We start from the raw sequence: 13,162 nt of genomic DNA on the forward strand, positions 1-13,162 counted from the left end.
ATGGATTGTTATTTTTTTGTTGGCGCGTATTGCAGCTGTTTGCCGGCAATATCTTCCCAGCGGTAATAATGGAAGGTCCTGTCGTCGCTCATCACTACAAATAGGCCGTGACGGAAGGTATCATTCAAAGGTACATTCACTACATCAGAACCATCGCTATGGGTAGCGCTTACTTTTACTACTTTCAGTAGTTTATGTGTTGTTCCTTCCCGGCTGAAGATCTGGAATTTGCTGGCTCCCTGGTCGGATACCAGGATATAACCTTTAGCGGGAGCGGTTTTATAGATAGAAATGCCTTCGTGGTCTTCGGTGAAACCAGTGGTGCCGAAAACAGACAGCTCCTGATTACCTTTTTCCGGATCAGCATAATACTGGCGTACGCCATATTGTTCATCTGAATAATAAACGTAGCCGGCTTCATTGTCTACCGCAATAGATTCTATTTCTTTTTTACCGCTATAGTGGCCGAATTTGCGTACTAAGGTAGCTTTCACTTTTCCGGCGCCGTTATCGGAAAGCAGGTATTGCCAGAGGTATGAGCCATCCTGTGGACCGGTTTTACGGCCTACGATTGCATAAAGCTGGCCTTTTTTATTGGTATATACAGCTATGCCCATGCCGTCGCGGTACTGTTTTTCAGTTTCTCCTTCAAATACGGGAATGCCGCCATCATCGATGGGTTGCATATCGGGCAGGGAGAAGAAACGGAGTTTGTGGGTAATGCGTTCTGTGGTAACGGCAAAGTCTGTACGTTTTCCATTCAGTACAAGACCATAGGCAATGTCTACGTTGTTAGGGCGTTGCAGGCCGGAAACGATCTGTTTTATTTTACCCTGCAAGTCAAATACATAGAGGGCGCCTTCTGCAGATTTGTCGGTACCGATTATGAGGCTTTGAGCTGGATTTTTTGAATTGATCCAGATAGCCGGATCATCAGAATCGAATTTTACCGGTTCGGTAATTACTGCCGGTTGAATGGCCTGGATAGTGTCTGTAGGTACGTTTACGTTGGTAGTACGGCTGGTATCTGCTTGTCCTGCACAAGCTAATAACCACAGCAGTCCGGGGACTGCTGTGGAAAATAATTTATTATGTTGCTTCATCACTAATCTGGTCACAGTTTATTTTTTGGTACCAAAGGCGCCAATGAAAGAAGAAGGAGCGGGAGAAGGATAATTGATATCGTTTATGGTCAATCCATTAGGAAAGTTACGTACGAAATCGGTAGTACCTGCACCCAGCGCCGGAGAACCTTCCTGTAAGTGGAAATCCCAGCTACGGTTGAAATCTGCATTGTCACCAGCCGTATTGAGCGGGTAATTTACAAATTTAGGATCATTAACACCAGCTGTTTTACCAATGATATCATTTTTACCACCTACTACGTCTGCAGAAGGTTGGAACTGATCTACGGTAGCTTGGGTGAAGCCATAGTAAAGGTTATAGCTGTTCACAGAACGGGTGTCTTCTGGTTTTTTGGTATCTCTCTTAATACCAAAACGTGCGTTGGCAAAGAGGTTGTTGTGCAGTTCTGTAAACACAGTAGCTTCCAGCCAGATAGAACCGCCTTTTACAGTAGGTCTTCTCCAACCGGTATTGAGTATGGTGTTATTGTAAGCAATTACGTGTGCTTGTGGCGTACGGTCGCCAGAGTTAGACAGCTTCATGGCGTTGGTGTTGGTAGCGTAAAACAGGTTGTAAGATACGTCTGCAATGCAACCAGATTTAATGTTGATACCTTCGCCGCCAGTGAGGCCAGTGGTGTAGAATGAATTGTTAGAGAAGATGATCTTACCACCTTCTATATAAGTACAATCTTCCTGGAAATTACGGAAAATACAGTTGGTAACCACTAATGTACCATTGGCGTTGCTAAACCATAAAGCTGGCAGGTTTTCACCGCTCACTGCTTTGTACAAGCCCATTTTTACAGAGGTAGAAGATTCTGTGGTAGTACCACCACCATATTCGAGGATGGTATTGTCGAGTAGTACTTCTGCACTGGTAGGCGCTGCGAGAATACCGCCCCATTGCTTACCGAATTTACGGCTATCGGTACGATAGTTTTCTTCAATGGTGAATTTTACCGGATTTTCTGCTGTACCCATAGAGTAGAGATTTCCTTTTACGATGATCTCTGGTTTAGCCAGGGTGTCCATCAGTACCAGTACGCCCTCTTCAATTACCAGGGATTTACCTTCAGGGATAATGATGTCGCCGGAAATGCGTTGTACGCTTCCTCTTGGCCAGATACCATATACTTCCCCGTTCAGCGTGCCGGAACCGATAACTTCTTTGGTAACATCCACATCGCTATTCGCTTTCTTACACCCAGTAAATGCTGCCGTTATCAGTACGGCGTATAAAAAGAGTTGTTTGAACTGTTTCATAGTTGAATATTTTAAATGGGTTAAAATTTATAATTTGTAACGTACGCCGAGCAGGTAAGTTTGTTTATAATAGTCTTTCCTGATCAGTGTTTCATTGGCTTCACCTTGTCCTGGCAGGTCGGCATTTTTACTATTGGTGCCTTTGATGAAAATTTCAGTAGGCGTGTTCAGCAGGTTACCGGCTTTGGCGTATATGCTGAAATGATTACGGATACGTTTTTCGATAGATAGATCCATTTGCACAAATCCTTTTTGCCAGAGGTCATTGTCTACGAACTGGGATACTGTGTTGATACGTGGACCGGTATATGCTGCAGCCAATTGAGCGTCCCAGCCTTTATTGCTGTCTTTGTACAACAAGGAGAGGTTGCCGATATGGGCAGATTGGCCGTAGAGTGGTCTGGTTTGAGTAACCAAAATAGTTCTCAGGTCACCTTTTTCATCCCTGATCCTGCTGCTCTTATCGGTAGTGATGCTGGAATTAGTGTAGGTGTAGTTGGTTTTAATACCTATTTTGCTGAAGAATTTTATATAATCTATTTCCAGCCCGTAGTTTCTTGCAGTACCAAAGTTACCGGCGGAATAATAGACATCCTGCGGACGGGTAGCGTCTGCCTTGATTGTATTTTCTATCGGATCTTGTATTCTTTTATAGAATACACCTACCAGTAATTGGTCGGAATGGTTCGGGAATAATTCATAACGTAAGTCCAGATTGTCGGCAATGGCGCGTTTCAGATCCGGATTACCACGCTCCTGGTATTCTTCCTGTACAATTGGTCCTGGTACTATTTCGAAGAAGCCTGGGCGGTTGAGAGAGCGGAAGTAAGAGCCGCGTATGTTCTGATGCTCAGCTACTTCATATTTCAAGTTCAGGCTAGGTAATACGTCAGTATATATCTGGCTGCCTACCGGGCGGGATTCTCCTCGAGGAAACAGCATATGGTAGCCCTGGTTGGTATGTTCTACGCGTACGCCACCAGTTACTTCCAGTTCAGCAGCCTTGAATTTAAACATACCATAACCGGCAGTCGTTTTTTCGGAGGCATCATAGGTAAGTGCGTTGGCTACAGCGCCTTTAGGATTCTGTACATCCCATTCAATTTCGGTATAGTCATTGAAATCCACGCCATACATGCCATAAGTATTCACTGCTTTCAGCACATAATTGTTGAAAAAGCTGCTACGTTGTTTGTCGCGGTATAAGCCACCAGCAGTGAAATCTACCTTAGTACCAGCAATCTTAGCGGTATAAGTCAGGTTGGCATAGCCAGCGATATCATTGTCGGTATTGCGTTCCCAGCGACGGTTACTTCCTGAAACGGTAGTAGGGGTTTCTTCAAAGTTTTTACGTATACCGTTTAACTTAATGGTGGTATTGTCTGGTACTTCGTTACGGGCGGAAGAGAATACAGCAGACCAATCCAGCTTTAATTTACCTGGAATAATCTTATGATCGCCATGCAGAGTGGAATTATAGATCTGTTGGTTGATCTTCCTGGAACGGCTTTCGTAAGAAAGCTGGGCATTACCGGCAGGGCCATTGTAGTCTGCATTGGAGAAGTTGGTGTTAATACCTTCCCTGGTCTGTAAGTTCTGTAGGTTCATGTATACACTGTAAAGCGACAGTTTGTTGTTTTCATTGAAAGCATAGTCTACCTTACCATGGAAACCACTACGTTGTTGTTGCTCGCTGTACTGTCTGTTTACCATACTGGTGATTACCGCATATTTATCTGTTTCCACTACAGAGGAATTATAGAAAGTGCTGGTAGTGCTGCGGTAGTTGTTCTGGAAGCTACCTGCCAGGATGATGCCCAGTTTATCGTTTAAGAAGCGTTGACCAACAGACAGGCCGGCTACCATGTTAGGTGCGAAGTTTTTATTGTGGTAATTAAGCGTACCAGTAGCGAAGTCTTTCGGACCGGCATCGTAATTTTTTCCATGTGCTTCATAAGGAGATTTACTGTTGATACCACCGGCATCGAAAGCGGTAAAGCCCTTATCAAGTACCATCTGGCTATAACCAGTAGCTACATTGGCATTGAGCAGCAGTTTGTTGGGCGCATCTTTCATTACCATGTTCACAGCGCCACCAATAGCGTCGCCTTCCATGTTAGGAGTGAGGGATTTGTACACTTCCAGGCGGTCCAGCAGCTCGGAAGGGAAGATGTCCAGCGGTACATAACGGTATTTATTATCCGGGCTGGGGATCTTCACACCATTAATGAGGGTGTAGTTATATCTTTTATCCATACCCCGGAGAATGGCATATTGACCATCGCCATTGCTGCTACGTTCTACAGAAACGCCGGATATGCGCTGTATCACATTAGCTACAGTGAGATCGGGAGATACTTCTATCGCCTGACCAGACACTACGTTCATGACCTGTGCAGATTTCTGTTCCAGCTTTCTGGCTGTTTTTTCTGAAGAGGCCTTGGTGTTGGCAGCTACTACTACTTCACTGAGGTTTTTGCTATTGCGCTCACTCAGGTAGATATTCACAGGGGCATTATCCTTTTCCAGGACAGTGATCTGTTGGGTCAGTGTTTTGTAGGTAAGATGGGAGATCACAAGGGTATATTGCCCTGGCGTCGTCTTTTTAAACTCAAAGGAACCGTCCAATCCGGTGAGTGCCACCGCTTTGGTTTGTTCCAGTAGTACGGTTACGCCTATCAGCGGTTCTCCTGTTTTCTGATCGTAAACATGTCCTTTAAAACCGTCAGCTTTTGCGATAGCAGTGCTGAGCAGCAGACATAAAAACGTTTTTAAAAGTGTCTTCATTTTTTTGATGAATTTGATGCGGTCCGGGTTCCTGTTTGGATCGCGTTGCAAAGGTGAACTGTCGCCAAAAAAATCACAAGAAATCGGCATAAGCAAAACGTGAACAGCGTTATCAATACCGTAAACAAAGCGTAATCAGCGTATACAAATAGATTGTAAGTTGTTGATTATTAATTATTTTGTTGTAACATAAACCGCCATTACCATTATGTTACGGCAACATTAAGCGAATGTTAAGACTATAGGTTTTGTACGAACGCATTAAGGGTATCCCCTTCCGGAATGTTCAGTTTTTTCTTGAGCCGGTACCTGGCTACCCGTAAACTATCTGGAGAAATATTCAAGATAGTGGCCATATCTTTTGAGTCCATATTCATTTTATGGAGGGCCAGTAATTTAATATCATTGTTGGTCAGGTCACTATATAATGCATTCAGTTTATCAAAAAACACCTGGTGTACTTGTTCAAATATGCCGGTGAATTCTTTCCACTGTTTTTCATGATTTACATTCTGGTTTATCTTGAGTACCAGTTGCTGCAATTGTTTTTTCTGGTCCCTTTTGTCTTCCTGTACCATTTGGGAGAGGGTATTGCGCAGTTCATCGAGGAACTGGTTGCGTTGGATCACGTCCAGGGTATGGGTAGCTAATTGCTTGCTTTTCAGTTCCAGTTGGTCTTTTTGTATGCGGTTCAGTTCCGCATTCCTCTCGGAAAGGGCCTGGGCCTGGCTGATCCGGAGTTTTTGCCGGGAAATGGTCAAGAGGCAGAGGATCACCAGTAATACCACTACAACTACCACAGCGGTATAAATAATAAGGTTCATTTTATGGCTGTTTTCCAGCTGCATGATCTCATCATTCTTTTTATTGGTATCATAAATGATCTGGAGGAAGCTCATCTGCTGGTTGTTTTGAGCCGAATAAATTTCCAGGAGGCATTTCCGGCTTCGCTCCATGTAATAATAGGCGCTGTCGTTGTGTCCCTGTAAGTTGAACAATTTTGCCATATCCTTACAGGCGGCGGCTTCCTGGTATTTATTATTGGTTTGTAAGGCAATGGTGAGCGCCTCGCGGGAGTAAGGCATGCTGCGTTTATAGTCGCCCGTTTTTCTTAATACGTCTCCAATATTATTCAGCACTTCTATGCCAGCTACCCTTTCATGGCGCAGTTCGTACAGGTGCAAGGCTTGTTGGAAGTAGTAAAACGCTGAGTCGTATTTGGCCAGGTCTTCCTGGATGGTACCCAGATTTTCATAGATGCCTGCCATACCCAAGGTATCGCGGACGGTTTGGTATTGTTTCAGGGCCAGTTCCTGGAAGTATCTTGCACTGTCGTATTGCTGCTGTTTCTCGTAGTAGTGGCCGATATAGCCGTAGGTAGCCGCCATTCCGCTTTCATCGTGGCTATGTTGGTAAAGCTGCAAGGCCCTGTCGTATTGTTGCTTGGCAGCTTTTTTATTAATATTACGGTAATACAGCTGGCCAATGTCGTTAAGTACTGCTGCTTCCGCTTTGGACTGCTGTTGGGCCGCAAAAATAGTGGCGGCTTGCTGGTAGTATTCGAGTGATTTTGAATAGTGTCCGAGCGTATAACAGATCTTTCCCATTTCCTGCAAGCATTTCCCGGCAGTCACTTCATCATTATTAGTGAGTGCGGTATCGTGCATTTTGCGCAAGGTTAAGAAGGCAGCATCGGGCGACTGTTGACCAAGCCTGGCCGCCGCTTCCAGCTGCAGTTGTATGCTATCTTGCGCCCACATGCTCATAGCCGGACTCATCAGCAAGCATAGTAATATAATCTTTAAAACCCCTTTCATAAACACCAAAACAATCTGCAAAGAACCGCTTTTAGTGTTAACTGGATGTTACCAAATTGCGCTGCCATCTGCGTAAAATTGCTTGCGCCGCAAAAGGATTTTATATATTATTGTGCGGACGGCGATTTTTTGACCCGAAAAGCAGATCAATACAATCAGCATTAATTCCAGTTAAAAATTGATTATGAAAAGAAAACTCTTATTGACAATGTTATTAGCAAGTGGTTTTTGCGCTGCTAATGCCCAGGAAAAAGCAAAACCGGAAGATACAGAAGTATATAGCCCTGTACCGCCGGAAATAAAGCCCGGTAAAAAATGCGGAGAAGCGCCTTCCGATGCTATTGTATTGTTTGATGGCCATAACCTGGACCAGTGGGTAATGGCAGACGATCGCAACGCACCTGCCAAATGGACAGTGAATAAAGGCATCCTCACTGTTAACAAGCAATCTGGCAATATCGAAACCCAGCGCACTTTTACCAACTACCAATTACATATAGAATGGCAGGTGCCTTCCAATATCACTGGCTCCGGACAAGCCCGCGGTAATAGTGGTATCTTCCTGGCTTCGCTGGGTAAGGGAGATGCAGGCTACGAACTGCAGATACTGGATTCTTATAATAATAAAACCTATACGAACGGACAGGCCGGCAGTATCTACAAACAATTTGTGCCCCTGGCTAATCCTACTTTACCCCCTGGAGAATGGCAAACTTATGATGTGATTTGGACAGCGCCCGTATTTGGAAGTGATGGGACACTTGTATTTCCTGCTAAAGTAACTGTACTTTTCAATGGCGTACTGGTACAAAACGGTGTTGAACTGAAAGGACCTACCCAGTATATTGGTACTCCTGCTTACCGTCAGCCACATGGCGCCAGCCCGATTAAACTGCAGGCACACGGCGACAAGAGTGAGCCATTGAGCTTCAGGAACATTTGGGTGCGTGAGATATAATTTATTGCATGGCGATGATGATCGTCGTGATGTTTAATTTTGGTGGTTAATATTTTATAGAGGCTGTCTCCTAAGTTTGCAAAAACGGAGATGGCTTTTTTTATTCAGTTAGCTGAGGGATATACTGAGACAATGCCTGTTTTGATGTTTCTTCATTTTGAGGTTCCCCGAAGAAGACCATCCGAACTTTATTTATAGAAACAGGTCTTTCTGTAATTGTGCCCCCGGTACGATGGCATATTTATCAAAATTGGTGATCCCTGCAGCTTGTAATACTTCCTCATCGGTGAACGTATGCCCGGTGTATGTAGAAGAAGGCTGCTGCAAGATATGTGTTGCGGCATCTGCGAGTATTTCGGGGCTGCGGCTTTTGTTGACCAGTGCATCTCCTCCCAGCAGATTTTTCACGGCAGCAGTGCCTATAGTAGTAACAGGCCACAAAGCATTGGAGGCAATGTGATAGGGGGCCAGTTCTTCAGCCCATCCCAGCGCCAGCATGCTCATATTATATTTGCTGATGGTATAGGCTATATGTGGACTGAACCATCTTGGGTCGAGGTTTATCGGCGGCGAGAGTGTGAGTATATGTGGGTTGTTGCCTTTTTTCAGGTAGGGGATACAATGTTGGGTGACCAGGAAGGTACCGCGTACATTGATATTATATAAGAGGTCGAACCGTTTAGCAGGTGTTTGTTCCGTGTTGGTAAGCTGAATGGCGGAGGCATTGTTGATAACAATATCGATGCCGCCAAATTTGGCGACCCCCATTGCAACAGCATTGGCTATCTGGGCTTCATCCCTGATATCCACTTGTACAGGAAGGGCTTTTCCGCCAGCGGCTTCCACTTCTTCTGCGGTGGAGAAGATAGTGCCGCCCAGGCGAGGGTCTTCTTCAATGCTTTTAGCGGCGATAATGATATTGGCTCCTTTGCTGGCAAGATGTAAAGCAATGGCTTTACCGATACCGCGGCTGGCGCCGGTGATGAAAACAGTTCGTTGCTGAAAAGACATAACCCTTGCTTTTTACGGTGAGCAATGAATTTAAGGAATCTTTTGCTGACCACAAAAAGCAAGGGTTACTTAAGAAATAAGAAAGTGCAGGGCCATGAATAACCCTGCTTATTACCAACCTAAAAAATCAAATGGGGAAGATGAACTTCATTGGGCATTGCGAATAGCGATGAAGGAACAGTTAAAATAGGATTCAAAGAGTTGCGTAAAATTGTCATTTACTTTAAAGCCAAGGTCGAGGGCAATTTCTTCAGGGGTGGCTTTTGTACCTACCGTAAGATGATAACCATGGATCATTTTACGTTGAAAAGCGTATGCCTCCGGAGTAATAAAGTAAATGTTTTCAAATGCATCTCTGAGTTGTTGTGCGTTTACATCGAGCAGGTATGCCATTTTTGCCATAGAGAATTCTTCTCCAATGGATTCCTCTATATAGTCTAATGCTTCTTTGAGGATGTCATGCATTTCCTGGGCATACTCTTTGGTAGCGTTAGCTTTGCCAGTAGCGTTATCTTGATGCGCAAAATTGATGAAAAGATCGATGCAGCATCTGTAGAGGAATACATCGGCGTGCATTTCCAGGTATCTGCATTGACAGATTTCATTAATCAACCTATAACAGGCCAGGTTAATTTGATATGGTTTTGTATTAATAGGCCCGATGCTGGTTGTTATTTCTTTTGCAGCCAGTTGTTGCAGTTCGGGGTGTATTTCGGCTAACTTGGGAAGGGTAGCAGGCAGCATGTTAATATGAAAGCTGAACATGGTATCTCCCCTTTTCATGGGCGCTTTATGTTTTTCGGTGCCCAGTTTGAACAGGTTCATTTCTTTGCCTGCCATTTTATAGGGGCCACGGTCCAGTATTTCGGCGGTAGTTTCACCGCTGGCCATAAAATGTAGGGCAAGGATCTCTCTTTCTGATTGGGGAGCGAGGATAATATTTTCCATAGCAAAAACTTCATGCATCCAGATAGAGAATTCTTTGATCCTGATGTTCTGGCAAATCATGTCGTATTCATCGTCGTGGTTGTAAAATACCGCGGCGGCGGGGATAATGAGATTCCGGAATTCTAAAGGGATTTTTTCAAATGGTGTGAAGTTGGGATTATCTGTTTCGATGAGTAGGCGTTTTTCCGGTTGCATAACCATTTTAGTGTTTGGATATTAAATAAAATTGTTATTTCCTGCCTGATGCAAATCTGATTGAATAGGATAGCAATAAACTATTTCAATCAGGCTTGATACTTTTGATTCTTTTTATGGATCGTACCTATATAATATAATGCCTGATAACGATAGGTACTATACGAAATGCGAATTTTTTTCAGAATAAACATATGTCGTTGATTTTAAATGTTATAGTGAGGTGTCAGAATTATCAGAGAAAAAAGGTCACCAATAAGACTATTAGCGACGTGCCATTGTTATGCACAAGGGGTGTAAACCTGCACCCACTTGTACCGCGTATGTGATTAGTTATTTTGAGGCCAGGTTGGCTGGCCGGCTTTCATTTTTTGCAGGTTGTCGGTATATTCTTTTTCATCGGGCGCCCCTTTTTTCCGTTCTACGGCTTTTTCTTCCCACTTAATGGCATCCGCTGATCTATTTAGTTTATGCAGTAAGTTTGCATATGTATCGTATGCTTCCGCAGACCCTCCATCGAAGGCTTGAATATCATATTTCATTACTTCGGCGGCAAAGTCTAAAACGGCGGAGTCATTAACGTGTTCAAATAATGTCCATGTTTTATTATTAATGTGATAATCGGAACGTTTTATTGCCTTTTTAAAATAAAGGACATAGTATTTACCATAGTTCTTCCAATCATTGGTAGCTTCGCAATATGCCATATGTTCTCCCAGTATCACTTCTTCACCTAAAGATCCATATTTGGCAGCCATGGCTTGTTGAAGGCTATCCCAATTGGCAGTCGTTTTATTATTGGTAAGATAATGTGCTACATCTTCCTTATTGATGATAGCTCGTACGTCGTATTCAATGGGATGCTCTCCTAGCGTATTATTTACTCTTTCAGGTGATGAAATAAACATTTGGAATCCTTTATCTTTTGTCGTTCTGGTAATCTGTCTGATAAAAACAAGGTTTTCTTTGGAATATGGATCAGTGAGTGCTTCGATGTAAGTATTCCCAGCCAATGTAGCATTAGACTGGTCTTTTTTTCGCATAGCCATTAAAGTTAACCTTCTCAGAAAAGCAGAGTCGCGATTACCTTGTTTAAATTGTGATAACAATTCCGTATACCGGTTATCGTTGTCGTTTACATCCATATTGGCTGCTATATAAAAGTGTTGGTCGAGTGAAAAACCACTTGTTTGTGCTACCAATGTTTTATTAATTTCTCTTATCTCATTTACGGGCATTTTAATAATTTCACGATCGTAGGTTAGCAATCCATTTTCTTCTCCTTCTACATCGTATGGCTGGGTGTAAATAGAGCCGCTCAAACCAAGTGCTTCCAATTTTTTGAGAGAGTCGACCATGAGTGCATATTGATTTTTTAATTGTGCCGGATCTATCTGTACATATCCCCAACCTTGCATGTCATTCCATTCATGACCAGGTACGGCAACGCCTATGCCGCCAAATTCTCCTACTACTTTTGCCTTGCCCGGTTGCGTTGGCGGGTTTCTTGGATCAGGGTAGGAATGAACATCAGTCATATCACTGCTAATCCAGGGAGCGGCGGCAGGAGCTCTTAATTGATCCCCTACATATAACAGTTCGCCAGAATGCCCGTTTACAATGCGACTTGGATCATAATGTTTTACCCATTCTGTTATTCTTTGCTGATCATATGCGCCCCATCTTTCATTAAATACTACCCAGGTCACTATGCTGGGGTGATTATGTAACTGGTCCATGGTGGCTTGTACTTCTTTTTCGAAATGCTCTTTAGCCCCTGCCGGTAGGCCTTGGGCTGGATTTACAAAATCCTGCCATACTAATACACCAATTTTATCTGCATGGTAATACCATCTCTCCGGTTCAATTTTAATATGTTTGCGGATAGTATTAAAACCTAAGGATTTTATTGCTTTTATATCAAAAGCCAATGCTTCATCAGTAGGAGCAGTATATAATCCTTCTGGCCAGAATCCCTGGTCAAGCGTACCCAGGTTATAGGTGAATTGATTATTAAGAAAAATCCGGTCTATTCCCTTTTCATCTTTTTGAATAGCAATTTTTCGCATACCGAAGTAGCTTTTAATCTCATCTGTTGTTTTACCACCTGTTATTAATTTTACTGTTAAGTCATATAGAAAAGGATCATCTGGCGACCAAAGATGGGCATTGGGAATAGCCAGGCTTAGCGATGCATTACCTGTTAGCGGTATTTTTTTAGTAGTTACTATCTTGCCCTTTGTACTTGCGGTAACTTCAAGTTGCATATTGGGCTGGATAGCAGTAGTGGATACCTGCACATCCAGTAGCTTTTTATCAATATCCGGAGTTGTTTGAATCCGGTTTATATGAGTAGCAGCCACTTTTTCCATCCATACAGTTTGCCAGATGCCACTGGATGGGGTGTAATAAATGTTTCCAGGATTTAATACTTGCTTTCCGTGTGGATTAGGGCCTCTGTCAGAAGGGTCATATACCTTAATCAATATTTCATTTGGGCCGGCGTGTAAGTAATCAGTAATGTCTGCAGAGAAGTTTTCATATCCTCCACTGTGCGTTGTTACTGCTTTATTATTTACAAATAGCGTTGCTTGCCAGTCAACAGCTCCAAAATTAAGTATTAACCGTTCATTGCGTTGTAATGTTGCTGCTTTAATATTTCTCTTATACCATAGTCGCTGGTCAGGCATTAGTTTTTTTTGCACGCCTGAAAGGGCGGATTCAAGCGGGTAAGGCACTAAAATGGAGCCATCAAACGATGTAGGAAAGGCAATCGATGAATCGGTGATAGCATATTCCCATAATCCATTTAGATTTTCCCAGTTTTTTCGTTCCATTTGTGGGCGTGGGTATTCTTTGAGCGCGTTATCTGGTCCAACCTCTTTTGCCCAACGGGATGGCATGTGAATGGGCTGCATTTTGTAGTGGGATATTTCAGTACCATTAAGCGTAGTGTTTTTCCCATTTTGCGCGTAACAGTTACTACTCAATAGTAGAATCAATAGCGCGCTGGAATTTTTTTTAACATTCATTATTGGTTGTTTTACTTAAGCAGG

Annotated in this window: 8 protein-coding genes; 1 reads left to right on the forward strand and 7 read right to left on the reverse strand. The window is 43.3% G+C overall.

Annotated elements, in window-relative coordinates; all coding sequences use genetic code 11:
* Nucleotides 1-8 precede the first annotated feature (8 nt).
* From ACDQ55_RS09355 to ACDQ55_RS09370, 4 genes are all read right to left on the reverse strand, one after another.
* Nucleotides 9-1,118 carry a phytase gene (locus tag ACDQ55_RS09355; RefSeq protein WP_420981109.1) on the reverse strand — a complete coding sequence of 370 codons (1,110 nt, stop codon included), beginning with the start codon at nucleotides 1,116-1,118 and terminating at the stop codon, nucleotides 9-11.
* Between the two features lie 3 nt (nucleotides 1,119-1,121).
* The gene (locus ACDQ55_RS09360; RefSeq protein ID WP_420981110.1) at nucleotides 1,122-2,390 is read right to left on the reverse strand and encodes a right-handed parallel beta-helix repeat-containing protein; all 1,269 of its coding nucleotides are present in this window, start codon (nucleotides 2,388-2,390) and stop codon (nucleotides 1,122-1,124) included.
* Between the two features lie 27 nt (nucleotides 2,391-2,417).
* Nucleotides 2,418-5,177 (reverse strand): TonB-dependent receptor domain-containing protein, encoded by a 2,760-nt coding sequence (locus ACDQ55_RS09365; RefSeq protein WP_420981111.1) that lies wholly within the window; start codon nucleotides 5,175-5,177, stop codon nucleotides 2,418-2,420.
* Nucleotides 5,178-5,416: 239 nt separating this feature from the next.
* The gene (locus ACDQ55_RS09370) at nucleotides 5,417-7,015 is read right to left on the reverse strand and encodes a tetratricopeptide repeat protein (RefSeq protein WP_420981112.1); all 1,599 of its coding nucleotides are present in this window, start codon (nucleotides 7,013-7,015) and stop codon (nucleotides 5,417-5,419) included.
* A 163-nt stretch (nucleotides 7,016-7,178) separates the two neighbouring features.
* Here ACDQ55_RS09370 and ACDQ55_RS09375 point away from each other — a divergent pair, with 163 nt between their 5' ends.
* The gene (locus ACDQ55_RS09375; protein WP_420981113.1) at nucleotides 7,179-7,952 is read left to right on the forward strand and encodes a 3-keto-disaccharide hydrolase; all 774 of its coding nucleotides are present in this window, start codon (nucleotides 7,179-7,181) and stop codon (nucleotides 7,950-7,952) included.
* 192 nt (nucleotides 7,953-8,144) lie between these two features.
* On the opposite strand, the gene ACDQ55_RS09380 is transcribed toward ACDQ55_RS09375, so the two are convergent.
* The 3 genes from ACDQ55_RS09380 to ACDQ55_RS09390 all read right to left on the reverse strand — a co-directional run bounded on the left by ACDQ55_RS09380 (nucleotide 8,145) and on the right by ACDQ55_RS09390 (nucleotide 13,138).
* Nucleotides 8,145-8,963, reverse strand: a complete 819-nt coding sequence (locus ACDQ55_RS09380) for an SDR family oxidoreductase (RefSeq protein ID WP_420981114.1) — start codon at nucleotides 8,961-8,963, stop codon at nucleotides 8,145-8,147.
* Nucleotides 8,964-9,110: 147 nt separating this feature from the next.
* Entirely contained in the window at nucleotides 9,111-10,106 is a 996-nt protein-coding gene (locus tag ACDQ55_RS09385) for a hypothetical protein (RefSeq protein ID WP_420981115.1), read from the reverse strand.
* Nucleotides 10,107-10,435: 329 nt separating this feature from the next.
* On the reverse strand, nucleotides 10,436-13,138 hold the full coding sequence (locus ACDQ55_RS09390) for a sugar-binding domain-containing protein (RefSeq protein ID WP_420981116.1): 2,703 nt from the start codon (nucleotides 13,136-13,138) through the stop codon (nucleotides 10,436-10,438).
* Nucleotides 13,139-13,162: the final 24 nt, after the last annotated feature.

The sequence above is a fragment of the Chitinophaga sp. 30R24 genome, from assembly GCF_049056765.1.
In the GTDB taxonomy this organism is placed as follows: domain Bacteria; phylum Bacteroidota; class Bacteroidia; order Chitinophagales; family Chitinophagaceae; genus Chitinophaga.

Excerpts from the sequence above, each read along its gene's own strand:
- ACDQ55_RS09360 (WP_420981110.1), bottom strand. The coding sequence starts at position 2,390 with ATGAAACAGTTCAAACAACTCTTTTTATACGCCGTACTGATAACGGCA.
- ACDQ55_RS09365 (WP_420981111.1), bottom strand. The coding sequence starts at position 5,177 with ATGAAGACACTTTTAAAAACGTTTTTATGTCTGCTGCTCAGCACTGCT.
- ACDQ55_RS09375 (WP_420981113.1), top strand. The coding sequence starts at position 7,179 with ATGAAAAGAAAACTCTTATTGACAATGTTATTAGCAAGTGGTTTTTGC.
- ACDQ55_RS09380 (WP_420981114.1), bottom strand. The coding sequence starts at position 8,963 with ATGTCTTTTCAGCAACGAACTGTTTTCATCACCGGCGCCAGCCGCGGT.
- ACDQ55_RS09385 (WP_420981115.1), bottom strand. The coding sequence starts at position 10,106 with ATGCAACCGGAAAAACGCCTACTCATCGAAACAGATAATCCCAACTTC.
- ACDQ55_RS09390 (WP_420981116.1), bottom strand. The coding sequence starts at position 13,138 with ATGAATGTTAAAAAAAATTCCAGCGCGCTATTGATTCTACTATTGAGT.